Origin of the sequence: Bacillus cereus, from assembly GCF_002564555.1 — a bacterium.
Taxonomy (GTDB): domain Bacteria; phylum Bacillota; class Bacilli; order Bacillales; family Bacillaceae_G; genus Bacillus_A; species Bacillus_A cereus_K.
In genome coordinates, this window is sequence record NZ_NUVD01000007.1 from 71,428 (window position 1) to 97,300 (window position 25,873).

Here is a 25,873-nt window from a genome sequence, read left to right on the forward strand (position 1 = left end):
CACTGAGCATAAAGCCCCACTTATTTAATTTTCACTTTACTTCTCTTGTTTTTGACCAATCCATTTTTCATATAATTTGTCGTACTCTCCGCTCGCTTTCATATCTTTTAGTAAGCTATTAATCTCTTTCGTTAAATCATCTGCGCCTTTTTGCACTGCGATTCCGTACGGTTCATCCGTAAAAATTTTCCCTACAACTTCATAATTAGAATCTTGTTTTGCCATGCCGTAAAGAATTGCATTATCTGTCGTTAAAACATCACCTTTTCCTGCTTTTAACGCTGTGAATGCCTCACTGTAATTTTCAAATTCTAATACAGTTGCTTCTGGAGACTTTTGACGTATATTATTTGTAGACGTTGAGCCTTTTACAGCCAATACTTTCACACCTTGTTTCACATCATCAATGTTCTTAATGTTGCTTCCTTTTTTCACAAGTAACGATTGCCCTGCTTTGAAATATACGTCTGAAAAATCCACTTCTTTTTTACGCTCTTCCGTAATGGTCATTGTCGCAATAATCGCATCAATATCACCATTTTTCAGCATTGGAATACGTGTTTTAGACGTTACTTCTTTCAGCTCTAATTTCTTTTCATCACCAAGGATTTTTTTCGCTAGCGCCTTTGCGATATCAATATCAAATCCTTCTACCTGCCCTGTTGAAGGATTCTTTAGTCCAAATAAGTTCGTGTCATTCTTCACCCCAACTACTAATTTTCCGCGCTTCTTAATTTGCTCTATAGCTCCGTTCTGCTTCGTATTTGTTTCTTTCGCTTCATCTTTTTTACTTCCACATCCTGCTACAACAAGCACAAATAAACATGAGAATACGATTAAAGTAAACAGCTTTTTCATTTTAAGCATGAAATTCCTCCTTTAATGATTTAACACTCGGCTTAAAAATAGACGCGCTCTTTCTTGTTCAGGGCTTGCAAAAAACTTTGCTGGTGTTGTATCTTCGATAATCTGACCGTTATCCATAAATAAAATCCGATCTGCTACTTCCCGTGCAAATCCCATCTCATGCGTGACGACGACCATCGTCATCCCTTCTTTAGCTAGCGTTTTCATAACATCAAGCACTTCTCCAATCATCTCCGGATCAAGAGCGGACGTCGGCTCATCAAACAGCATAATTTCAGGCTGCATCGCAAGTCCCCTAGCAATTGCTACCCTTTGCTGCTGTCCTCCGGATAATTGGTGTGGGTATACATTAGCCTTTTCCGGGATTCCTACTTTCTCTAAATAAAACATCGCTGTTTTCTCTGCTTCTTCTTTTGAAATTTTATTTACTTTAATTGGTGCTAGTGTAATATTTTGAAGAACCGTTTTATGTGGATATAAATAAAAATGCTGAAAGACCATCCCAATATTTCGGCGTAATTCGTTCATATCCGTCTTCTTATTGTGCACCTCTGTCCCTTGTACAATTAATTCTCCATCTGTAATTATCTCCAATTGGTTTATACACCGAAGCAACGTGCTTTTTCCTGATCCTGAAGGGCCGACAACTACTACTACTTCACCCTTTTGTACTTGAAGATTAATATCTTTTAAAACTTGAAAGTCACCATAATATTTATTTACATTACGAAACTCAATCACCATACTCCCCCCTTCCCCTAACAAAGCATGTACATTCTTTTTATATTCGAAAATAATCAAAAAAATAACTTTCACCTGCATTTTGTCCATAAAAAAGAGCAAAGGAAAATCCCTTTGCTCTTTCATTCCTATTCTATTAAGATACTTCTTCTTTCTTATCTTTTCCGTATTCGTGCTCCCAGAAATCAGCATTTTTAATTCCTAATTCCTGCGGATCAAATACTGGATCTTTTCCTTCTTTTTTCTGCTTTTCATAATCCTTCAATGCAACTAATGCAGGTTTTTGTAATAGTAGAATCGCAATGATATTTACCCAAGCCATAATACCTACACCGATGTCCCCTAAAGCCCACGCTGTTGCTGCCGTCTTTACACAACCGTAGAATACAGCTCCTAAGAATACAAATTTTAATACGATAGATAGCCAAGGACGATCTTTATCTCGGTTTAAATACGCTATATTCGTCTCTGCAATGTAGTAATACGCCATAATTGTTGTAAATGCAAAGAATAATAGCGAGATCGCGACGAAACCGTTTCCAAAACCAGGGAAAACAGATTCTACTGCAGCCTGTGTATATCCAGGCCCTGGCTGAGCTCCATTTAATTTATTAACGATAAAGTTTTTTCCGCTTGCATCAAATACGTTATACATGCCTGTAATAATCATCATAAATGCTGTTGCTGAACAAACAAATAATGTATCAATGTAAACGGAAAATGCTTGCACTAAACCTTGCTTAGCTGGATGTGATACTTCAGCAGCTGCTGCCGCATGTGGTCCAGTTCCTTGTCCTGCTTCATTGGAATAAATACCACGTTTTACTCCCCAAGAAATTGCTAAACCGATAATACCACCAAAAGCAGCTTCTAATGCAAATGCACTTCTTATAATTAACATAAATGCTTCTGGCAATTTTTCAATATTCATAGCAACAATAACGCAAGCTACTGCAATATAACCAACTGCCATAAACGGTACTACAACTTGAGCTACATTAACAATTCGCTTTACTCCGCCGAAAATGATAAGAGCTAATACAACTACTAATACAGCTCCTGATACTGAAGTATTAATTCCAAAAGCCGTTTCTAAACTTACAGCAATACTATTTGCTTGAACACCTGGTAATAAAAGTCCTGTTGCAAGAATTGTTGCTGCAACGAATACTAAAGCGTACCATTTAACACCTAGACCTTTTTCAATGTAATAAGCAGGACCGCCTCGGAACTGCCCTTGATGTTTCGTCTTATATATTTGCGCTAGCGTAGATTCTACATAAGCAGAACCTGCTCCTAAAAAGGCTACTGCCCACATCCAAAATACAGCTCCTGGTCCACCAAATGCAACCGCTGTTGCTACCCCAGCAATATTCCCTGTTCCAACACGTCCTGATAACGAAAGTGCTAACGCCTGGAATGAAGAAACACCAGCCTCTGATTTTTCGCCTTGAAATGTCAGCTTCACCATTTCCCCTACATGCCTTACTTGTAAAAACCTCGTTCGAATGGAAAAATATAAACCTACTCCTAAACATAAATAAACAAGTGCAGGACTCCAAATAATACTATTTAACCAATTTACGAAAGCTTCCAATATTCCCCCCCCTTTTTATAAAGAATATTCAGAATATATAAAAAGTATAAATGCATACCGAATCTATGACAATATTATTTTAATAAAACAAACATATTTTTGTATAAAAAAACAAAGTATATATTTATTTTATATACTTTGTTTCACACTAAATGTATTATATATTCACAATCGCTTCGTTTTTTATAATTCTTTCATATAGCTCTTCTGATAATTTCCGGAAGTTATCTGGCATATCTTTCCCCTTAAACTTCTTTTGGAGCGTGCCGTATAAACCTATATCACGTAAACGTAAAAATAACGGTAACGATTCATACCAACTATCCGCCAACCTGTGTTCATATTCGTATCCTTTTCTTAACACTTGTAACTGTTTACGAGCGAATGTCATCCTCTCCTCCGCTGTCCACGGTGTAAAAAGAACCGAGTAATAAAGAACCATTGCTAAATCGTGGATAAAGTAATTATAGGTTGCATCATCAAAATCAAAGATTGTTAACTCTTTTCCATCGTAATGAAAATTACCTGGATGAATATCACCATGCATAAGCCCGAACGTTCCCTTTTCAATTGGAAGAGTCTTTATTTCATCCATTAATACAGTAGCAATCTCTTTCACTTTCTCATCTTCTAATTCATTAACTATGCTATTTTCATCCTCTTCCCACGTATCACGATAGTCTGTTTTAGGATAATCCCTTGTAAGCCGATGCAGTTGTCCAATCGCCTTTCCCCACGCTTCAAAATAAGTATTTCCCCAATAAAGCGATTCTTCTCCCTTTACTTGCTCTCCTTTTGCATATGTAAATAAGGAAGCAAAAAAGGAAGTCCCCTCCTCTGCTACGATTTCTTCTACAAGATTTTGAGATGGTGAGTAAAGAGGTCCTGCTACCTTTGCCCCGTTTCCCGCAACATATCGTAAAAAATCTAGTTCAGCTTCTACTTCTTTTTTAGAGCGATGAGAAGAATGTGTTAAACGTAATACGTAATCTTCATCATTTTCACCCTTCGCCTTAAAAATATAATTTTCAAAATCACCAATTGGGGTTTCTTCCACTGTCACATGAAATGCCTTTGCTGCTCTCGCTAAAATCCCGTTCGTAAAAACTCGTTCTACAGCTATTTCCATATATATCCCTCCTATATATCCTTTATTTTAATTCGACATGAATGTGAGAAGTACTGCTATGAAATTGAATGATACGAGCATAAATTTCTCACAAACAACAGTTGCGATTGTTTATATGCAAAATTTAGCTAACGATGATCTTGTTACGGAAGTAAAAAGAAGGTTAAAATGGAAGAAAAAATCGGAAGAAAGATTATGCGAAAGTAAAGTTTAAACCAGAAGTAGAAGTAGATATTTTGTATAGTGGCGTCTTAAAATAAAAAGGTTGCATGCCTATGTGGCATACAACCTTTTATTTCGTATATCGCTATACAATTGATTCATATGGTCTTAAGTTAAGATTTGTAATTATAAATCGACGCAGTTGCAATTTCTCTCGTTAATCCTGGAATATATTCCGGTACAAAATGGTTTATATCTAAAATCACTTTTCTCTATTTTTCCAATAAAAGAAAAATATAGGTGAATATTTAATCAATGATACGTGTTTTTATAAATTTTTTTATGTTTTTCTTTTCATTCAAAAAAACATGTAGTATACTAACTTCAAAATCAGAGGAGAAAGGGAGCAAAGAACTATGCTTACTTATACAACTGTAGTTACATTTGCACAAAAACATCATCATCATACTTAACCCTTGAAACCTAGCGGAAAAATTACGCGTAGGTACAAGGGTTATTCCCATTGTACCTACGCTTTGGCAAAGAGCCATGTAGGTATTTTTTATCTACATGGCTCTTTTTTTATTGCCAAAAAGCTAGTAAAAAATGATGTTTAAGCAAAACTTACTACAAAGGAGTTAACAAAATGGAAACGAAAAAATGGGGATTATGGATTTTAACAGCTTTTGTTATCGGAAATATGGTTGGCGGTGGCGTATTTATGCTCCCGGCAAATTTAGCACAAGTATCAGGTCCAATGGGTTCTACACTCGCATGGAGTATTACAGGCCTTGGCGTATTTATGATTGCACTCGTCTTTGGAAATTTAGCAATTCGGAAGCCAGAATTAAAAGCTGGACCACAAAGTTACGCTCAAGCAATGTTTTCTTCAAAAAAAGCAGGTAAAGTTGCAGGATATAGTATGGCATGGGGATATTGGGCTGCTAACTGGGCTGCAACAGCATCTGTTATTATTTCTTTTGCTGGGTATTTATCAACATTCTTTCCCGTTTTACAAAGTAAGCAACCTCTCTTTTCAATAAACGGATTTTCACTTGAACTCGGAAAATGCTTAACTTTTATGGTATGTAGCCTTATGTTATGGGGAATTCAATATATTCTTTCTCAAAATATCGATCGAGCTGGAAATATGAATCTACTTGCTACCATTGCAAAGATTATCGGATTTACCATGTTCATTGTGATCACATTATTTATTTTTAATGCTTCTAATTTTGGGGACGGTCAAACGTTTATGAATGAAGCTGGACAATCTATTTCGTTAGGTGGACAAATAAATTCAGCTGCTATTGCAACACTTTGGGCATTTATCGGCATTGAGTCAGCCGTTATGCTTTCTAACCGCGCAAAATCTCAGCGCGATGTTAAGAAAGCTACGATTTTCGGATTAATTATCGCTCTTCTTATTTACATGGCAATTACTTTACTGACAATGGGTGCTCTTCCACAAGATGCTTTAAAAGAGTCTCAAAAACCATTAGTAGATGCTTTAAATTTAGCGATTGGTACGAAAGGTGCTTATATAATGGCACTACTTGCGCTCGTATCTTTATTTGGATCCACTGTAGGCTGGATCGTTGTTAGCTCAGAAGTTCCTTACCAAGCAGCAAAAAATGGACTTTTCCCTAAGATTTTTGGAAAAACAAATAAAAAAGGAAGTCCGTCAAAATCATTACTGATTACAAATGTGATGACGCAAATTTTCTTATTCTCAACAATTTCTGGCACTGTTTCAGAGGCATATAATTTCGCTATCGTTGTAGCAACATTAGCATATTTAATTCCATACCTTGTTTCTACCCTGTACCAATTAAAATTAGTTATTACAGGCGAAACGTATGATGTACTGCCAGGATCTCGAATAAAAGATGGGATTATTACCGCATTAGCGTTGGTATATTCTATTTGGGTTATCAAAACAGGAACTGCTGATTTAAAAACATTCTTCTTAGGAATTGGATTATTTGTATTAGGTCTTATTCTTTATCCAATATTAATGAAAAACTCACAAAAGATGAACTGAAAAAAGAGGCCGTCTCAAAATGTATTTTGGGACGGCCTTTCTCTTATTAATAGCTTGCGTAGTGAAGTCAATATAATGAACGTTATATTCGATACAATTTCATATACTTCTGTTGCTCAATAATAAAAAAGACTGTCCAAAATTCGATTTTTTGGACAGTACCTTTCTATAAAGTGAAACTTTAATCAGTGGGGGTTTTACAGGCAGCCCGCCCCCCACCTAACTTCTTTGCTCTCGCTGAATTTTGAGGTGGGAGTCTTACTGCCCGTTAATGCGGGATAAAGAATCCGTAATTAACTTTTCTTTTAAATCTCCTACGAATAAAGGTTTTGCATAATAAAATCCTTGTACGTAGTCGCAGCCCATGGATTGTAATAAACTTTCTTGTTCTACTGTTTCTACCCCCTCAGCAACTACTGCTAAATTTAAACTATGGGCAATTTCAATAACAGATTTTACAATCGTTCGCTCTGGTTGTGCGTGATCATAATGAAATTCACGAATAAAATTACGATCAATTTTTACGATATCAAGTGGTAGTTGTTTTAAATAATATAAGGAAGAATAACCCGTCCCAAAATCGTCTAAAGCAATTAAAACACCCATACTCCTTAATTCTTGTAATGTAGCGATAATATAATCAAAATGTTGAACAGCAATACTTTCCGTTATTTCTAAAATTAAGCGATTCGGAGGAAAACCTGTTCTTCTTAAAATACTACGTACAGACAAAATAAAACGCTTTTGCATTAATTGTTGTATCGATAAATTAACAGATAGTCTTAATCCGTCTTCATACTCTGGCAATGTTTTAAACAATCGACATGATTTTTCTAACACCCAGTCGCCTAACTTTATAATAAGCCCACACTCTTCAGCTACAGGAATAAATTCGCTTGGTGAAATAGGACCTTCTTCTGTCGTACAGCGTACTAAAGCCTCAACGCCAGTATATTTCTTCGTTTTCAAATCAATAATAGGCTGCAATGCCACGTCTAATTCTTCATCACGAATTGCCTTTTGCAAAGCAAACTCAATTTTCATTCTACGATTTATTTTTGCACGTAATTCATCCGTAAAGAAACACGCAGCGTTTCTTCCTTGTTCTTTCGCACTATACATAGCTAAATCCGAATTTTTCAATAGTGTTTCCACATCTTGTCCGTCTTGTGGGTATGAACAAAGTCCTAAACTAGCCGAAATGTATACTTCATGACCTTCAAGCATAAATGGTGCCTGAAAACACGACAACACAGATGTCGCTAACTGCCTCATCTCATCTTGTGTATGACTTTTTGTTAACAGCACAAATTCATCACCACCCAGCCTAGCCAGAACATCTGCCTCTCCTAGTACATAATGCAACCGTGAAGCAACTTCGCTTAAAAGTAAATCTCCTATCATATGGCCTAACGTATCATTTACTAATTTAAAACGATCCAAGTCAAAGTAAATCATGCCGAATTCTATTTTCCCTGTAATCAGTTCGTTAACAGTCGTTATTAACTGTAAACGGTTTGGCAAACTCGTTAAAGCATCATGATACGCAAGTTCTCTATAACGACTTTCGCTTAACCGCAACCTCTGTTCGGCTTCTTTTCTACTACTAATATCATTTCGAATCGCGATAAATTGATATGGATCTCCTTTTTCATTCAAAAAAGGAACAATCGTTGTTTTAACCCAATAATATGTACCATCTTTTGCTCGATTTCGAATCTCACCGCTCCATACTTTTCCATTCAAAATACGCTTCCATAAATTTTGAAAAAACGCTTTCGGATGATATCCTGAATTTAAAATACGGTGATCTTTTCCTATTAATTCTTCTCTTGTATATTTAGATATTTCACAAAACTTATCATTTACATATGTAATAAGACCTTTTCGATCTGTAATTGCAACAATTGAAGACTCATCTAATGCTAACTTTAAATCTCGCAATGAAGAGTCATATAATGCATGATCTCTTTGTTCTAGCATGCGCCTCTCTCCTTGCTTCCTATATAACTAAAACGCAACTTGTTTCTCTTCATAGAAATAGAGACATTTCTTTTTCTCATAATAGGCCTTTACATAAACCACATTTTTAAATAGGCCGGTTAAAATAACATAATATTATTTGTAATAAAAAGCAATATTATACCCCTTCAATTATGAGCAGTAGTTCCCTACCTAATTATCTTGCTCTATTATACCGTCTTTTTCTACAGCCCTTTAATTCGTGAAGCGATAGTTTTCTCTTTACAACCACTATTTCTTACTAATTCTATCTTGCCTCTAACCTCTGTACTTGCATGAAATGTTAAGATGTAAATCTAACTGCCAACAAATAGCGAAATAAAAATTAAAACCTACTATATAATTTTCTAAGAATAATAATATAAATTGATATCTACGTTTTTGAATTGCAATAACAAAATATTAACATATTTCCACCTTAATTTTAGAAGTATTTTATAAATAAATACATTATTAAACTAAAAAAGAGGATAACCTCTTTTTTAGTTTAATAATATGAATACGGTATTTGTTGATATGCTGGATATGGACTTGGATAAGGCGCTGGATATGTTACTGGATATGGAGCTGGATAATACCCTCCACTTGCTGCACCTGTTAATGCACCAGCTGTAAGCCCGCCTAACATTCCTCCTGCAAAACTCCCAGGGAAAAACCCGCCGCCCCAGCCCCATCCACCACCGTGATGATTATGGTGATCATAATGATTGTGTCCACCATAATGATTATGTCCGCCGTGATTATGATGCCCTCCATGATGATTACGATAATATACTCCGTTATTTTCTATATAATTCATTATTACCCTCTCCTTTTCCATTTTCTCACTTTAATAATTGTTGTATGAATAATATGGATCTTGTTGATAACCTGTATAGTATGAATAATCCTAGTAATAAGGATAACTATATCCCCCGTGTCCAAATCCTCCAATTGGACGACTATACATTTTATTCAACTCCTCTTTTATATAAAAACGTCACAATATACTGTATGTAGGACAAATGCGGAAAGTATAGGGAAATACCTACATTTTGTAAAAAACACAAAACACTTTATAATAAAGATGTAACATTACATCTCCTATTGAAAAAGTCTATATTTAAGAAAGATTAGAGGAATTATATAAAAATGAAGAAGCCTATCGTTCAATTATTATTAGTATTTACAATTGTATCTATCGTTCTCTTACTTTTAGATATATCGGCTATTTCGTTATATACATTTGCCGGTGTTCTATGGTCTATCACAATCGTAGGGATTTCATTCGTTATTTTTATCGAAAATAGGTCTCCCCAAAGCACATTAGCTTGGTTTTTAGTATTAGCGCTTCTACCTATTATCGGTGTACTTTTATACTCTCTTTTCGGACGTAGCCGTTGGAGAAGAAAAAAGCATCTCCATCGTTCAGAAGAGCAAAGAAAACTATTCCGTGAAATTTTAGAAGGAAGACGACTTGAATTATCACTTACAGTTCCATTACATGAACATTCTATTCATTTAACAGAAGTAGTACAAAAATTTGGAGGCGGTCCCGCCGCAGATAGAACGAATACAAAACTTTTAACAAACGGCGATCAAACATTTTCAGAAATCTTGCAAGCGATCGATCACGCACAACATCATATACATATTCAATACTATATTTATAAATCTGATGAGATTGGTACAAAAGTTCGAGATGCTTTAATAAAAAAAGCAAAATCTGGGGTTATTGTGCGCTTCCTTTATGATGGACTCGGAAGTAATACGTTAAGAAGACGATTTTTACAACCGATGAAAGAAGCTGGAATTGAAATTGTAGAATTTGATCCTATTTTTTCAGCTTGGTTACTTGAAACAGTCAATTATCGTAACCATCGAAAAATCGTTATTGTAGATGGAGAAATTGGTTTTACCGGGGGACTCAACGTCGGTGATGAATATCTTGGCCGTTCAAAAAAATTCCCGGTTTGGCGTGATAGTCATTTAAAAATAGAAGGAAAAGCGTTATATAAATTACAGGCAATTTTTCTAGAAGACTGGCTCTATGCCTCTAGTGGTTTAAATAACTATTCTTGGGACCAATTTATGAATATACAATACTTCCCAGGTAAAGAGATTTCGAATGCAGAAGGTGCTGTTCAAATTGTAGCGAGCGGACCGAGCTCAGATGATAAAAGTATTCGCAATACATTACTAGCTGTTATGGCTTCTGCAAAAAAATCTATTTGGATCGCAACGCCATACTTTATTCCAGATCAAGAAACGTTAACATTATTACGCTTAAGTGCGATTTCTGGAATAGATGTACGAATTTTATATCCAGGTAAAAGTGATAGTATTATTAGTGATCAAGCATCTCAATCCTATTTCACTCCACTTTTAAAAGCTGGTGCTTCCATTTACAGTTATAAAGATGGTTTTATGCATGCAAAAATCGTACTCGTTGATGATAAAATTGCAACAATCGGAACAGCTAATATGGACGTGCGCAGCTTTGAATTAAATTATGAAATTATTAGCGTACTGTATGAATCAGAAACCGTACATGATATTAAGCGCGATTTTGAAGAAGACTTTACACATTCCACTGAAATTAAATGGAACTCGTTCCAAAAAAGAAGTATCAAAAAAAGAATATTAGAGTCCTTTATGCGACTCATTTCTCCTTTACTATAAGCAATCAATGTGATATTGATTGCTTTTTCTTTTCTATTTCCTCCCTCTCCTTTTCTTTGCATACCATATTAAAACGAGTTATCATAAGATGTATTACTTTATGAAAATAATGTTAGGTGGGAAATACATGTTAGAACAATTTCATATACATGCTGATTTAAAACAGCAACTTTCTACAATTCATGAAAAAAATAAACAAGAAGCTGGGGAAAATGCTCATTTAATTGGAACGAAAATATATAAAGCATCTGATAACAGCATTATCGAAGATGCTATTACAGCTCTTCTTCTTGGAAAAAATATTCTATTAAAAGGACCGACTGGTAGTGGTAAAACAGTACTCGCGGAAACTCTTTCTTCTTTATTCCAAAAACCAATGCATAGCATTAACTGTTCTGTCGACTTAGATGTAGAAGGTATTTTAGGATACAACACATTACAGACGAAAGATGGCGCATCTGAAGTTACATTCGTTAACGGTCCTCTTATGAAGGCAATGAAGAACGGTCATTTCCTATATATTGATGAAATCAATATGGCAAAACCTGAAACGTTACCACTACTTCACGGTGCATTAGATTACCGTAAAATGATTACCAACCCATTTACACAAGAAGTTGTATACGGTGATAACGAATATCGCGTAATTGCGGCAATCAATGAAGGTTACGTTGGGACAAGTGAACTAAACGAAGCATTAAAAAACCGTTTTGTTATTATTGAAGTTCCTTACATTCAAGGTGACACATTAAAAGAACTATTACTATCTGAATCAAAATTAAATGATGTTGCAACAATTGAAAAGTTCGTTGCATTTGCAAGTGATCTTATGCCTTTAGCTCGTGACGGACGCGTAAGTGAAGAAGCAGCAAGTATTCGTGGTATTATCGATGCATGTGATTTAGGTGTATACATTCCTGTTATGCGCGCTATTGAGCGAAGCATTATTGCGAAATTAAACGATGAAACAGAACAAATGACTGTCCGTGAATTAGCAGAAAGTTATTTCTTTGAGGGATAATTTATGAGACAAATTTTTAGTGACAAAAAAATTGATGCGTCGCTGTTTCTACAAATGGAAAACTTAATGTATGCCCTTCTAAAGGAAGACGATGCCTACCTTGAATATGGCTATAAAGCATACTACGACGAAATTGAAAAAAAGGTTGTCATTAGTCACTTTTGGGATGATCGAAAAGAAGAAGATACAGTAATCGGATTAAAAAGCGAAGTGTTCTTAAAAGCACTTGGTAATAAACATTACTCGGACATGACTTTAATTCGTTCTTATGCGATTGAATTACAAAAATCGCCCCTAAAAAAGTTCTTAACACAATTATTTGTTCTATTAGAAGATTTACGTGTTGAGGAAATCGTAAAAAACTTACGCCCTGGCACAAAGCATGTTTTTAAACGCCGAAAAGAAATGTACCGCAATTACTTCGGCTCACAAAATGAAATCAATCGCGTTCGTAACTATCATGGTGATCGTCTATTTTGTCTATGTTACCTTTCATTAACGAGCGATAAATATGAAATGTTTAATAATGAATATTTTGAGCACATCGAAACAATTTTGCATGAAACATTCCAAGCACGTAATACGGAAGATATTATGTATATCGTTGAGAAAATTCGCTACCGTTTAGAGGAGCTTCTTGAAAGTGATATGCTTAACAATTATTTCGGCCACGCTCCGCTTTATTTATCTGTCATTGCAGATGAAAAAAACTGCCGCGTCGAAGATCTAGCAAATGATGATACGCAGCTTATAGATGACGATGACAATAAAAACAAAATGGATGAAAGCTTCTCCACGTGGCATCGTGAAAATAAAAATAACGAAAACGAGAACTTTTTACGCTTTGAATTAGAAAGCGGCACAAAAACAAATATGATGGGTGATACTGCTCGCGAATCAGAAGATGGTGATCAAGCTCTTGGTTCTGTACAAGGTACTTCTCAAAAAAGTACACAATCTAACTTTGATGGCGCTGATACAGAAGAAGCAAGAGCTTCACACGCTTCTAGCCAAAACGAGGGTGCATACGGTAAGTATAATGTAGGTGCCTCTCATATATTTAAAGAAGCTCGTAAAGCAAATTCTGATGAGAAAAAACATTACCAAGCTATTAAATCAGTCGTTAATAAAGATGTAAAAGAATTAAAAAAAATTATCGAAAAAACGATTGAAAACAAAACGAATGCACATAGTGATAAATATTACGGAAGACTTCGTAAGAAATTCCTTCGTATTTATACAGAAAAACAGCCACGCATGTTTTATAAAAAAGGACAAGAGTCACAAGAGCTTGACGTTGCATTCCAACTGTTAGTGGACTGCTCTGGTTCTATGTATAACAAAATGGAAGAAACGAAAAAGAGTGTTGTACTATTCCATGAAGCTTTAAAATCTTTAAAAATCCCGCACGCTATTAGCGGATTTTGGGAAGATGCTTCTAGCGCTAAGCCTGAAGATAAACCAAACGTTATCCATGAGGTTGTAAATTACAAAAACTCAACGTTACCAAACGTTGGTCCAGAAATTATGCAACTTCGTGAAGAAGAAGATAACCGCGACGGATATATTATTCGTATCGTTTCTGAAAAGCTTGCGAAAAGACCAGAAAAACATAAATTCCTACTAGTCTTCACAGACGGTGAACCTTCTGCATTAGACTATCAACAAGATGGAATTTTAGATACGCACGAAGCTGTGAAACTCGCGCGTAAAAGTGGTATGGAAGTAATCGGAATCTTCATCGAAGAAGGTGAAGCGAAAGAAGCGACTTATCAATTAATGAAAAACATTTATAATCATCACTTCTTAGTGGCTAATCACGCTGAAGATTTACGATTGAAGATTAAACCATTATTGAAAAAGCTATTACTGAAGACGATTGAATAGAAAACAGGAGCCACGCGGCTCCTGTTTTTTTTCGTTCACTCACTTTGTTTCTGGCTGAAACTTGTATGGAATGGCTACTTCTAATAATGACTCGAATCCTCCATCGTAGTATGGAAAGCGTTCATTTGCGATTTTTCTATCCACCCACTCAATTGCAGAAATTTCATCTTTATCTTCTGCACGAAGTTCACCAGTTACTACATTTGCTCGGAATGTAAAAAATAATGCATGATGTCCTTTCTCCTCAAAAAACTTCTCATTTAATGCAACAAATCCACTGAGTGCGGCAGTTAAACCTGTCTCTTCTTTCACTTCTCTTACTAGTGCTTCCTTTAATGTTTCACCTTTTTCAACAGCCCCGCCTGGTAATGACCAAACATTCTGTTCTATATTATGTACCATTAATATTTTATCTTTTTCTTCATCATGTATTAGTGCATATACGACATCAACTCTTTGCATGTTCTTCTTCTCCCTCACAAAAAGAATGAAGAGCCAATTCCTAAGAATCGGCTCTTCCTATTAATTCATTACTAACTCAGATGCGAGCTTTTTTTTTAACTTCGCCAGCATATCAGTTGTCATTTTGTCTAAATCATATTCAGCTTTAAAGCCCCACTCTTTCATTGCTGCTGTTGCATCAATAGAGTTTGGCCAGCTATCAGCAATTGTTTGACGAGCAGGGTCTACTGCGTAATCCATTGTAAACGTCGGGATGTGTTTACGAATTGACGCTGCGATTTGCTCTGGCTCAAAGCTCATTGCTGTAATGTTAAACGCATTTCTATGCACTAATTTAGTTGGATCAGCTTCCATTAATGAAATGATCGCTTGTAAAGCATCAGGCATATACATCATATCCATGTATGTTCCTTCTGCAATGTATGAGGTGTATGTGCCTTTTTTAATCGCCTCATAATAAATTTCAACTGCATAGTCAGTTGTGCCGCCTCCAGGAGGAGCTACGTAAGAAATTAAGCCTGGGAAACGTACACCGCGCGTATCAACACCAAACTTTTGATGATAATAATCACATAGTAATTCTCCTGCTACTTTGTTTACCCCATACATCGTAGTAGGTCGTTGAATTGTATCTTGTGGTGTATTATCTTTTGGCGTTGATGGGCCGAATGCACCGATAGAGCTTGGCGTGAAGAACTTACAGTTTAATTCACGAGCTGCTTCTAGAGCATTTACAAGTCCGCCCATATTTAAATTCCAAGCAAATAACGGATTTTTTTCCGCTGTTGCTGAAAGTAAAGCTGCTAAATGAATAATTGTATCTACTTCATTACGCTTTGCAATGTCATGTAATTTTTGGCCATCCGTTACATCTAACGTTTCAAATGGACCAGACGTTACTACTTCACTATCTGTTTCACGAATATCTGTTGCAATAACGTTTGATGCCCCATATACATCACGAAGTTTCATTACTAGTTCAGAACCAATTTGCCCTAAAGAACCGGTTACTAGAATTTTTTTCATTTTCCCCACTCCTCATTTGCAAGCTATTCAAAAGATGTCTTTACTTAAATGATACCCATTTCTTTCCCTACTTTTTCATACTTACGAATTGCTTCGTCTAGCATTTCTTTCGTATGAGCTGCTGTAGGCATATTACGAACGCGACCCATTCCTTTTGCTACAGTTGGGAACACGATAGATTTTGCATATACGCCTTCTTCATTTAGACGTTTACTAAATTCTTGCGTTAATACTTCATCACCAATAATACAAGGCGTAATTGGTGTTTCACTTTCTCCAATGTTAAAGCCAAGTTCTTTTAGCCCTTGTTTTAAATAGCGACCATTTTCCCATAGGCGATCGTGTAACTCTGTGCTTTCCATTAAGATTTCAATTGATCTCATGCAAGCTGCTGCATCAGCTGGTGTTAATGCTGTAGAGAATAAGAATGGACGTGAACGAACTTTTAACCAATCAATTAAGTTTTGTTTCCCTGCTACATATCCACCAATTACCCCAATTGCTTTTGACAATGTACCAATTTGGAAGTCAACTTTATCAGAAAGACCGAAGTGTTTTACAGTTCCCGCACCTTTTCCAAGTACACCTGAACCGTGTGCATCATCTACATATGTCATTAAATCTAGCTCTTCTGCAATCTCAACAATTTCTGGTAATTTTGCAATATCTCCATCCATTGAGAAAACACCGTCTGTAATAACCATTAATTTATTGTAAAGACCTGATTCTTTCGCCGCGATTGCTTTTTGGCGTAGATCTTCCATATCAGAATGTTTATAAACAATAATTTTTGCTCTTGATAGACGACTACCATCGATAATAGATGCATGATTTAATTCATCTGAAAGAATCGCATCATTTTTATCCATAACGGCTGAAATCGCTGCCATATTACAGTTAAACCCTGATTGATAAGCAATTGCTGCTTCTGTATGTTTAAACTTTGCAATTGTTTCTTCCAATTTAATATGCAAATCTAAAGTACCGTTAATTGTACGAACAGCTCCTGCACCAACGCCGTACTTATGAATCGCACCAATTGCTGCTTCTTGTAAGCGATTATCAGTCGCTAATCCAAGATAGTTGTTTGAAGATAAGTTAATATATTCTTTTCCGCCAATTGTAATAATCGGTCCATTTGGACTTTCAAGCGGATCAATTACGTTATAAAGTCCCTTTGATTTTAAATCCTCTAAATTTGCTTCCAAAAATTTCGCAAGTGTTTTACTAGACATTGTGAAGCCTCCCATCGTTCATGTAAGCGAATTATTATCTTAATAGTTCTAATAATCCCTCTACTAGCTTAACACGTTTTCAGAATTTATTATAGAAAAATAGTTTAAAGAAACCGCTTACAATTTTAGATTATATATGATTCCTTACAAGAAATCTATCATTTACTTTTCATATTTGATAGAATGAAAAAAATATTCAGGAGGGGTTTCAAACATGGCATTTACAGAATCTGATGTATATAATAACGAAGTATTTTTTGAACAATATATGAAGCGAAGATATCGAGAAAATAGCCCGAATGAATCAATTGAGAAGCCAACATTCTTTCAGCTCATTGGCGATGTAAAAGGAAAACAAATTCTCGATTTAGGTTGTGGTGATGCTAAGTTTGGTGTGGAATTATTAGAAAAGGACTGCCACTCTTACACCGGCATTGAAGGCTCCGAGCTCATGTATGAAAAAGCTAGTAAGCACCTAGAAAATAAAAATGGATCTGTTCATTTTATAAACCTCAAAGACTATACCTATCCTCCTTCGACTTTTGATTTAGTAACATCTAGACTCGCCTTACATTATATTGAACATCTTGATATCATTTTTCAAAATGTGTTTCAAACTTTAAAAACAAACGGGACCTTTATCTTTAGCGTTCAACATCCCGTTATTACCTCTTCGTTTGAAAGCTTACAAACAAGTGGTAAAAGAACTAGCTGGCTCGTCGATGATTATTTCAAAACAGGAAAACGAGTTGAGCCGTGGATTGATCAAGAGGTTATTAAATATCATCGGACAACGGAAGAATATTTTACATTATTACAACAAGCCGGATTTACAATTACAAACTTAAAAGAAGCCACACCAAATCGAAACTGTTTTCAGGGAAAAGAAGAATATGAACGTCGCTTACGTATTCCCCTTTTCCTACTATTTTCTTGCAAAAAATAAAAAAAACGATGAATTATTCATCGTTTTTTTATCTCATCGCCTGAACAGCTTCTTTTCGTACACTTCTTCCTCTTCCATGCGGAATACAGAGCGGTGTTCCAAATAATGGATCAGCGCTTATTTGACACTCCATACGGAATACATCACGAACTAACTTTTGATCAACAACTTCTTCTGGTTTACCTTGCGCATATATTTGTTTATCTTGAATAGCTACAATGTTGTCTGCATAACGGCATGCCAAGTTCAAATCGTGTAATACCATAACAATCGTTCTTTTCTCTGTTTCATTTAATTCGAACAATAAATCTAGCACTTCAATTTGGTGAGTCATATCTAAATATGTAGTTGGCTCATCCAGTAAAATAATGTCTGTATCTTGTGCAAGCGTCATTGCGATCCAAGCTCGCTGACGTTGTCCACCTGAAAGAGCATGCACATCACGCTCTGCAAATTCTGTCATCCCGGTTGCTGCAAGTGCCTTCTGTACCATTTCCTCGTCTTTTTCTGACCATTGCTTCAGCCAAGTTTGATATGGATAACGCCCTTGTTTTACAAGTTGCAATACGGTAAGGCCTTCTGGCGCTTGTGGCCCTTGCGGTAAAATCGCCATTTGACGAGCGATTTGCTTCGTTTGCATATTTTGAATCGCCTTATCGTCTAATAAAATATCACCTGATGTTGGCTTTAACAATCTAGCCAGTGAACGTAATAAAGTTGATTTTCCACACCCGTTAGAGCCGATAAAAATTGTAATTTCACCTTTTGGAATTTCTAAATTCAACTCATCAATAATAATTGTTTCACCATAAGACAACGTTAAGCGTTTCGTTTCCAATGCTTTTTGCATATTCATCTCCCTTTATGAATTCCCACTTTTATAAAGTAAATATATAAAATAAGGTGCACCAATCGCTGATGTAAATACCCCTGCTGGAATTTGGAGTAGAGTAAAGAATGTATACAGCAAGTACCTAATCTACATCTACAATTTACGCCTTAGCAGACGCACCCTGTGAATGATAATCTGTTCATTAAAATAAAAAAATACAGCTAAAGCTTATTTTCAATTCATATTAATACACACGAAAATAACACTTACAAAATACAAGTAAAAACTGCAATGATTCAAAAAATAAACCAACCCATTTTGCTTCATTTTTTATAGTATGCAGCACTTTTCTTTCAATATAATGATACGTTTTTAGTGTATTTCAACTTAATTCTCATTGTCAATGATAATGAGAATTACTTTCATTTGTTCCTATTATAAATTAACCATTAAAGCTTTACTATCGCACTCTTAATCGAACAAATATCCTCAACGTGGAGGGAGTGATATAATACAGGAAAAACTTTAATCAGTTAGGCTTTTACGGACAGCCCCACTCCCACAAATAGTGGGATAAAGTTCATCCAAAAGGAATCGTTTACAGTATTTGTATTCCCCCTGCTTCTAAGTTCCTATGGAAGGTGAAATCGCAATGCAGGAACGACAACAGAAGGCATTGAAAAGTTGATAATTTTAATTGGAATACAGCTAGACGACATTGAAAAACGCTTTGTTAAATAATATTTCTAACCAGCTCCCTCTTTTATGGAGCTGGTTTTTTCATTTCACTGAAGTGTCACATTATTTCATTTTGTATTTTTATTCCCAATATGTTATATTATAAAAGTAAATAAAATATATTTTCTCTATATCAGAATAGATTTTTTAATCTAAATTTTCTGATTAATCATTATTTTACTTTCTTTTAGAATTCAATTACTACATTTGAAAACGCTTATTATCTCGTTTTCAGGGAAAAATACAATAACGGTTGAAGAAAAATAGATTTTTTTAGAAATTTTCTTTCTATTTCCATATAATTCTATTGACTTCTAAATATTTTGTGAATTAAAATAATTACATAAATATCCGTTATACAGGATTAGGGGGAAACAAAAATGGATGCAGCTTTAAAATTAGAAAAAGCTGGAGAGCAACAATCACCAAAAAAACATCCACCAGGATTGTATTTGTTGTTCTTAACAGAAATGTGGGAAAGATTTAGTTATTATGGAATGCGTGGTCTTTTAGTTCTTTATTTAACAACTGCTGCTGTTAGTGGCGGATTAGGATTTGATAAAGCAGTTGCTGTACAAATTTACGGTATTTTCACAATGTTAGTATACTTCACACCGATTATCGGTGGTTGGTTAACTGACCATTTCATTACGAAACGACATGCCATTACTCTCGGCGGAATTATTATGGCAATTGGTAACTTTGTACTATTCTCAATGAATACAAAAACAGGACTATTCCTTGGATTGATATTATTAGTTATTGGTAATGGATTCTTCAAACCAAATATTTCTACACTGTTAGGTGAATTGTATGGAGAAAATGATTCACGTCGTGACAGTGCATTCACTATCTTCTATATGGGTATTAACGTAGGTGCTTTCTTCGCTCCACTTATTTGTGGATTTTTAGCAGAAGATTTCTTTAAAACAAGCGCTGATGGCGTTATGGTTATGGGATATAAATACGGATTCTTAGCAGCTTGTATCGGTATGGTTATCGGACAAATTGTTTTCAACTTATTGGCTCCTCGCTACCTTGGTACAGCAGGAACAACAGTTGTTGGTAAAAAATCAAAAAATCAACCTGCAATCGAAAAGAAACCTTTAACAAAACAAGAAAAAAATCGCACTTGGGCAATTGTAATTTTAACTTGTTTCGTAGTATTCTTCTGGGCAGGATTTGAGCAAGCTGGTAGTTCTTTAACGCTTTATACAAATAATTTTGTTGATCGTACAATTTTCGGTTGGGAAGTTCCAACATCTTGGTTCCAATCAGTTAACCCAGCATTCATCGTAATACTTGCACCATTCGTATCTATGCTATGGTTAAAACTTTCTAAAACAAAACGCGGTGATTTAAAAGTGCCAACAAAAATGGCATTAGGTATGATTTTACTAGGAGTTGGATATTTAATTCTAACTTTAGCTGTTTTAAAAACTGGTAGCGATGAAAGTAACATTACAATAAAAGCAAACTTACTGTTCATTGTGTTCACTTACATGTTCCATACAATTGGTGAGTTATTCTTATCACCAATCGGATTATCTATGGTAAGTGCAATCGCTCCTGTTAAATTAGCATCTTTATTAATGGGTGTATGGTTAGCTGGTACTGGCTGTGCAAACTTATTAGCAGGACAATTAGCTGCTTTCACTCAATCTTTAGGATATTTAGAAGTATTCGCAAGCATCGGTGTTATCGTAATCGTGCTAGGATTAGTACTTCTTATGTTCTCTAAGAAAATTGCACATATGATGGAATAACACAAAAAGACGCTTCTAAAATTAGAAGCGTCTTTTTTATTACTTCTCTTCTAACGCCGTCACGTCCACATGAACGCTCTCACCAGGATTAGATACGTCATATACTTGAGCACTGCCCTTCTGCTCATCACAGCTCTCGATCCATACTGGTACGCCCTCGTATGTAACGTCAATTCTACTTGAAGAAGATAAGATTTGTTTCACACGTTGCACATCCATTATATTATTCCTCCTTTAGCTTACAACACTCCTTTCTATCTTTTCATATCCCTTCAGAATATATTCCATCAATTCAGCACTTCAATCGATAGTTTGTTTCTTTTTCACGCGCTAATATATACGCTCTCAATTCTTCCTATTCTTACTTCCTTTACAAATAAAAAAAGACGTATATTTCACACGCCTTCTTCCATAATATTCAAAAATTAAGAAAATAATGTTTTTACTACTTCACTTACTTTATCGTTATGAATTTGATAGTACACTTCTAACCCACGTCTCTCAAAGCGTACTACTTTATTTTGTTTTAATTTCGTTAAATGCTGTGAAACCGTTGATTGCGGAATTTCTAATACCTCTTGTAATTGTGTTACATTGCATGTTCCACGCTGCATTAGTTCCATTACTAAACGTAGACGTAGCGGATGAGCTAATGCTCTTAACATCTGTACGTCTTCTTCTGAAATACGACAGTCAAATTGGTTTTGGCTCATAAAGTTCCCCTCATTTTCATTTTTTAGTTTCTTTTTATTTATTTATATATCTGTTCTTATATTTCCTGTTACGACATAACTTTATCAACCTATAATGCTGAGAAAATTTTCCGATTTTTATCAGCACACAGTTCAAGAAGAAATCCCCCCTGATTTTGAATATTATACTATATGATATAAGAAAAAAGCAAAACAAAGGGCTAGCAATACTTTGCTTACAAACGTTGTTTTATCAGGCTTTTTGTTATATTTTCACCTTACTGAAATGTACAGTAATGATATTGTAAAATATCGTCCATAATTGATAACCTATCGTAAAGTAATTTGACCATATTTAACCACGTTGGTACGATAACAAGGAAATTTAAGGAAGTCGGATGTAGTATTAAAATGGTTTAATATTGCGGTTGGCTGGACTATTATCGATAACTTCCTATTAGATCAGAAAGGACAGGCAAGTGCCGCATATCCAATCATTAGCATTCCAACATCTTTTATCATCGATACAAACGGTGTCATTCAATATAAGCATGTAGGACCAATGACATATGAGCAAATAATAGAATATGTCATTATTTCAAAAAACATATTCAAATCAATTTGATTACATATTTTGTCTACTTTATGAACAAAATGTTGCTTTTAATACTATTATGGAATAATTATACTTTTTTACGTTGACAATAGTGTTGAAGGCGAATATACTAAGCATGTAAGTTGATTGTGAATAGTTTCACAAATAATGTGAATTTCTTCACATATAATAGATAGGAGTTGTCATTATTATGAGTACTTGGACACAAATTTATGACCCGTTAAACAATATTTGGTTATCTGCACTAATCGCAGCACTGCCAATTTTCTGCTTCATCATTTGTTTAATGGGACTAAAAATGAAAAGTTACATTGCTGGGCTTTATAGTGTGATTGTCGCTATTATTCTTGCTATATTTGTTTATAAAATGCCCGCAACTGTAGCAGTAGCATCTGCCGGATTCGGTGTTTTATCTGGATTTTATCCAATTTGTACTATCGTTATCGCAGCAATTTTCCTTTACAAATTAACTGTTAAAACAGAGCAATTCAACATAATTCGTGATAGTATTTCAAGCATTACAAATGATCAACGTTTACAAGTATTATTGATCGCTTATTCTTTCGGTGCTTTCTTAGAAGGTGCGGCTGGACTAGGTGTACCAGTTGCTATTACAGCTGCATTACTTGTAGGTATGGGCTTTAATCCATTAAAAGCAGCAGGTATTTGTTTAGTAGCGAATATCGCTGGTGGTGCTATGGGTGCTATGGGTATCCCAGTTACAGTACCTGCACAATTAACTCAATTAGATGCATTAACTATAGGTCGTCAAACTGTTATTATTTTACCTTTCATTAGCATTATTTTACCTTTCTTACTTGTTTCAATGGTCGATGGAATGAAAGGTATTAAAGAAACTTGGCAAGGTATTCTTGTAAGTGGTGTTTCTTTCGCAATTACTCAGTTCCTTGTAACTTACTTCTTAGGTGCGGAACTTACTAATATCTTCGCAGCCGTTGTAAGTATGGTATCACTTGCATTCTTCTTACGTGTTTGGCAGCCAAAATCTTCTACTAAAGAAGAAAAGCAAGAAGCACAAGAATCTCATACATTCAATCAAATTTTATATGCTTGGTCTCCATTCGTATTCTTAACTGCATTCGTAACAGTCTTTAATTTAAAACCGATTAAAGCTTTATTTGCTCCGGATGGTCCATTAGCAAACTTAGTATTTAATATTCAGTTCCCTGGTCTTCATAATATGGTTATGAAAACTACACCAATTACAAAGGTCGATACACCTTTCGCAGCAATTTTCAAATTCGATGTATTCTCTTCTACAACTACTGCGATCGTACTAGCAATTATCGTTTCACTTTTCGTGTACCGCGTAAAAGGTAAAATGGTTAAAGAATTACTGATTGAAACAATGAAAGAATTAAAAGCTCCAGTATATACAATTTGTAGTGTTATCGCTCTAGCTTACGTAGAGAACTACTCTGGTATGTCATCTACACTTGGACTTGCATTCTCTTCTACTGGTAATGCATTCCCAGTTCTTTCTCCAATCTTAGGATGGATTGGCGTATTCATTACAGGATCAGTAGTATCAAGTGGTTCATTATTCGCACCACTTCAAGCAGTAACTGCAGATCAATTAAACATCGTTCCTTCTACACTCGTTGCATTAAACGTAGTAGGTGGTACAATGGCGAAAATGGTTTCACCACAATCTGTAGCAGTTGCTTGCGCAGCAGTTGGATTAGTTGGTCAAGAATCTGCACTATTTAAAACAGCAATGAAATATAGCTTAATCTTCTTAGCTGTTATTAGCTTACTCCAATTAAATTCTGTATTTAATATCTTTTAAAAAGAAAACACCGATCCAAATGGATCGGTGTTTTTCACATTACATTTTTTTATCTTTCAATAAAGAAGCTCCCGCAATTTCAGGATGTGTCATTTCGTATGGATCTAAAATAATATCCAATTCTTCAGCTGTCAGCACACCATGTTCTAAACATAGCTCCCTAACAGATTTTCCTGTTTTAATTGCTTCACGTGCAATACGTGATGCTGCTTCATAACCAATATGAGGATTAACCGCTGTAATAACACCAACACTTTTCTCAACATATTGTTTAAGTAACTCTTCATTCGCTGTAATTCCTTTAATACAATACTCACGGAATACACGGAATCCGTTATTCATAATACTTATAGATTGGATTAAATTAAATACAAGTACGGGCTCCATTACGTTTAACTCTAATTGCCCAGCTTCTGACGCTAAACAAATCGTGTGATCATTTCCAATTACTTGGAAAGCAACTTGGTTAATCACTTCTGCCATAACAGGGTTTACTTTCCCTGGCATAATAGATGAACCTGGCTGACGGGATGGTAACTGAATTTCTGCCAATCCAACACGTGGCCCAGACGCCATAATACGAAGATCATTTGCGATTTTAGACATATTCATCATACATACTTTTAAAGCTGCAGATACTTCCGTGTATGCGTCTGTATTTTGCGTTGCATCAACTAAGTGCTCTGCACCAACAAGCGGGAACCCACTAAATGTTCGTAAATGTTTTACCACTTGTTCAATGTACGTAGGATTTGCATTTAATCCCGTTCCAACAGCTGTCGCCCCCATATTCACTTCATATAAATGTTGACGAGACTGTTTAATTCTTTTTATATCACGCGCAAGCACTCGGCTATACGCTTCAAATTCTTGTCCAAGACGAATCGGAACTGCATCTTGTAAATGTGTACGACCCATTTTTATAACATGATCGAACTCTTTTGCCTTTGCACGGAAAGCAGAATGAAGTTCTTCCATTGTAATAAGAAGCTCTTCTAACATCATAAGAGTAGCGATATGAATTCCCGTTGGAAATGCATCATTTGTTGATTGCGCCATGTTCACGTGGGTGTTTGGACTAATTTTCGCATATTCACCTTTTTCATATCCCATACGTTCTAACGCTCTATTAGCAATTACTTCATTTGTATTCATATTGATGGAAGTCCCTGCTCCGCCTTGAATCGGATCCACGATAAATTGATCATGGAACTTTCCGTCAACAATTTCTTGCGCCGCTTCTGCAATTTCTTGTCCAATATCTTTAGCTAAATAACCGGTATCCATATTCGCAAGTGCCGCCGCTTTTTTCACAATTGCCATTGCTGTAATGAGTGACGGATGAATGCGATATCCTGTAATCGGGAAGTTTTCTACAGCACGTAACGTTTGTACACCATAATAAGCTGCACTTGGTACTTCTTTTTCACCTAAAAAATCTTTTTCTATACGTATATCCTTCGTTGCTATCATTTTCATCACCTATACTTTTTCATTCTAAATCCTTTTTTGAAAAATCCACCCTTTCAAAATACGAGTATTATTCAGAAGAATTTTTCAGTATCCACCTTCACTATAAAGCACCTTTTTTGAAAGCGCAAACATTTAGTTTTCTATAT

At 35.4% G+C, this 25,873-nt stretch carries 21 protein-coding genes and 3 pseudogenes; 9 read left to right on the forward strand and 15 right to left on the reverse strand.

Features of this window, described 5'->3' with window-relative positions; genetic code table 11:
• Positions 1 to 36 precede the first annotated feature (36 nt).
• From glnH to COI75_RS02955, 4 genes are all read right to left on the reverse strand, one after another.
• Positions 37 to 867 (reverse strand): glutamine ABC transporter substrate-binding protein GlnH, encoded by an 831-nt coding sequence (gene glnH / locus COI75_RS02940; protein WP_000916494.1) that lies wholly within the window; start codon positions 865 to 867, stop codon positions 37 to 39.
• Positions 868 to 879: 12 nt separating this feature from the next.
• Positions 880 to 1,608 (reverse strand): amino acid ABC transporter ATP-binding protein, encoded by a 729-nt coding sequence (locus COI75_RS02945; protein ID WP_170958508.1) that lies wholly within the window; start codon positions 1,606 to 1,608, stop codon positions 880 to 882.
• Between the two features lie 136 nt (positions 1,609 to 1,744).
• Positions 1,745 to 3,205, reverse strand: coding sequence for an alanine/glycine:cation symporter family protein (locus COI75_RS02950; protein ID WP_000387182.1), 1,461 nt, complete (start codon positions 3,203 to 3,205; stop codon positions 1,745 to 1,747).
• 157 nt (positions 3,206 to 3,362) lie between these two features.
• Positions 3,363 to 4,334: a phosphotransferase enzyme family protein gene (locus COI75_RS02955; protein WP_098448226.1), complete on the reverse strand. Its 972-nt coding sequence runs from the start codon at positions 4,332 to 4,334 to the stop codon at positions 3,363 to 3,365.
• Positions 4,335 to 4,392: 58 nt separating this feature from the next.
• On the opposite strand from COI75_RS02955, the gene COI75_RS27185 reads away from it, so the two are divergent.
• Entirely contained in the window at positions 4,393 to 4,548 is a 156-nt protein-coding gene (locus tag COI75_RS27185; protein ID WP_002097607.1) for a spore germination protein, read from the forward strand.
• Positions 4,549 to 4,678: 130 nt separating this feature from the next.
• Here the strand turns inward: COI75_RS27185 and COI75_RS26400 are convergent.
• Positions 4,679 to 4,765, reverse strand: a pseudogene (locus COI75_RS26400) (trehalose operon repressor); the annotation flags it as partial.
• A gap of 377 nt (positions 4,766 to 5,142) precedes the next feature.
• On the opposite strand from COI75_RS26400, the gene COI75_RS02960 reads away from it, so the two are divergent.
• The gene (locus COI75_RS02960) at positions 5,143 to 6,540 is read left to right on the forward strand and encodes an amino acid permease (RefSeq protein WP_000448434.1); all 1,398 of its coding nucleotides are present in this window, start codon (positions 5,143 to 5,145) and stop codon (positions 6,538 to 6,540) included.
• Between the two features lie 258 nt (positions 6,541 to 6,798).
• On the opposite strand, the gene COI75_RS02965 is transcribed toward COI75_RS02960, so the two are convergent.
• Positions 6,799 to 8,523 (reverse strand): putative bifunctional diguanylate cyclase/phosphodiesterase, encoded by a 1,725-nt coding sequence (locus COI75_RS02965; RefSeq protein ID WP_000893338.1) that lies wholly within the window; start codon positions 8,521 to 8,523, stop codon positions 6,799 to 6,801.
• A gap of 526 nt (positions 8,524 to 9,049) precedes the next feature.
• Complete coding sequence (locus tag COI75_RS02970; RefSeq protein ID WP_098448227.1) at positions 9,050 to 9,361, reverse strand: cobalt transporter; 312 nt, start codon at positions 9,359 to 9,361, stop codon at positions 9,050 to 9,052.
• 332 nt (positions 9,362 to 9,693) lie between these two features.
• On the opposite strand from COI75_RS02970, the gene COI75_RS02975 reads away from it, so the two are divergent.
• From COI75_RS02975 to COI75_RS02985, 3 genes are all read left to right on the forward strand, one after another.
• On the forward strand, positions 9,694 to 11,223 hold the full coding sequence (locus COI75_RS02975) for a cardiolipin synthase (RefSeq protein ID WP_000743055.1): 1,530 nt from the start codon (positions 9,694 to 9,696) through the stop codon (positions 11,221 to 11,223).
• Between the two features lie 127 nt (positions 11,224 to 11,350).
• On the forward strand, positions 11,351 to 12,244 hold the full coding sequence (locus COI75_RS02980; protein ID WP_000892980.1) for an ATP-binding protein: 894 nt from the start codon (positions 11,351 to 11,353) through the stop codon (positions 12,242 to 12,244).
• Between the two features lie 3 nt (positions 12,245 to 12,247).
• On the forward strand, positions 12,248 to 14,131 hold the full coding sequence (locus tag COI75_RS02985) for a vWA domain-containing protein (RefSeq protein WP_001248880.1): 1,884 nt from the start codon (positions 12,248 to 12,250) through the stop codon (positions 14,129 to 14,131).
• Positions 14,132 to 14,170: 39 nt separating this feature from the next.
• On the opposite strand, the gene COI75_RS02990 is transcribed toward COI75_RS02985, so the two are convergent.
• From COI75_RS02990 to COI75_RS03000, 3 genes are read right to left on the reverse strand one after another with little or no spacing between them, the layout of a single operon-like run.
• Entirely contained in the window at positions 14,171 to 14,593 is a 423-nt protein-coding gene (locus COI75_RS02990; protein WP_001189929.1) for an NUDIX hydrolase, read from the reverse strand.
• Positions 14,594 to 14,653: 60 nt separating this feature from the next.
• Positions 14,654 to 15,619, reverse strand: coding sequence for an L-threonine 3-dehydrogenase (locus tag COI75_RS02995; protein WP_000723146.1), 966 nt, complete (start codon positions 15,617 to 15,619; stop codon positions 14,654 to 14,656).
• Positions 15,620 to 15,663: 44 nt separating this feature from the next.
• A complete protein-coding gene (locus COI75_RS03000) occupies positions 15,664 to 16,854 on the reverse strand; it encodes a glycine C-acetyltransferase (protein ID WP_000095894.1) in 1,191 nt (396 codons plus the stop codon).
• A 214-nt stretch (positions 16,855 to 17,068) separates the two neighbouring features.
• Between COI75_RS03000 and COI75_RS03005 the strand changes: the two genes are divergently transcribed.
• Complete coding sequence (locus tag COI75_RS03005; protein WP_000885963.1) at positions 17,069 to 17,800, forward strand: class I SAM-dependent DNA methyltransferase; 732 nt, start codon at positions 17,069 to 17,071, stop codon at positions 17,798 to 17,800.
• A 28-nt stretch (positions 17,801 to 17,828) separates the two neighbouring features.
• Here the strand turns inward: COI75_RS03005 and COI75_RS03010 are convergent, their stop codons facing one another.
• Both COI75_RS03010 and COI75_RS27545 read right to left on the reverse strand, forming a co-directional pair.
• On the reverse strand, positions 17,829 to 18,650 hold the full coding sequence (locus COI75_RS03010) for an ABC transporter ATP-binding protein (protein ID WP_001167954.1): 822 nt from the start codon (positions 18,648 to 18,650) through the stop codon (positions 17,829 to 17,831).
• A 12-nt stretch (positions 18,651 to 18,662) separates the two neighbouring features.
• Positions 18,663 to 18,740: pseudogene (locus COI75_RS27545) on the reverse strand (hypothetical protein); the annotation flags it as partial.
• Between the two features lie 1,010 nt (positions 18,741 to 19,750).
• Here COI75_RS27545 and COI75_RS03015 point away from each other — a divergent pair.
• Positions 19,751 to 21,136: a peptide MFS transporter gene (locus tag COI75_RS03015; RefSeq protein ID WP_000338333.1), complete on the forward strand. Its 1,386-nt coding sequence runs from the start codon at positions 19,751 to 19,753 to the stop codon at positions 21,134 to 21,136.
• Positions 21,137 to 21,175: 39 nt separating this feature from the next.
• Here the strand turns inward: COI75_RS03015 and COI75_RS03020 are convergent, their stop codons facing one another.
• Together COI75_RS03020 and COI75_RS03025 are read right to left on the reverse strand one after the other, a co-directional pair.
• Positions 21,176 to 21,355 carry an acid-soluble spore protein H gene (locus COI75_RS03020; protein ID WP_000383125.1) on the reverse strand — a complete coding sequence of 60 codons (180 nt, stop codon included), beginning with the start codon at positions 21,353 to 21,355 and terminating at the stop codon, positions 21,176 to 21,178.
• Positions 21,356 to 21,561: 206 nt separating this feature from the next.
• Positions 21,562 to 21,849 carry an ArsR/SmtB family transcription factor gene (locus COI75_RS03025; RefSeq protein ID WP_000081426.1) on the reverse strand — a complete coding sequence of 96 codons (288 nt, stop codon included), beginning with the start codon at positions 21,847 to 21,849 and terminating at the stop codon, positions 21,562 to 21,564.
• Between the two features lie 433 nt (positions 21,850 to 22,282).
• Between COI75_RS03025 and COI75_RS03030 the strand changes: the two are divergent.
• Positions 22,283 to 22,453: pseudogene (locus COI75_RS03030) on the forward strand (TlpA family protein disulfide reductase); the annotation flags it as partial.
• Between the two features lie 181 nt (positions 22,454 to 22,634).
• Complete coding sequence (locus COI75_RS03035) at positions 22,635 to 24,254, forward strand: L-lactate permease (RefSeq protein ID WP_000109122.1); 1,620 nt, start codon at positions 22,635 to 22,637, stop codon at positions 24,252 to 24,254.
• Positions 24,255 to 24,293: 39 nt separating this feature from the next.
• Here the strand turns inward: COI75_RS03035 and aspA are convergent, their stop codons facing one another.
• Positions 24,294 to 25,727: an aspartate ammonia-lyase gene (gene aspA, locus COI75_RS03040; RefSeq protein WP_000562142.1), complete on the reverse strand. Its 1,434-nt coding sequence runs from the start codon at positions 25,725 to 25,727 to the stop codon at positions 24,294 to 24,296.
• Positions 25,728 to 25,873 lie beyond the last annotated feature (146 nt).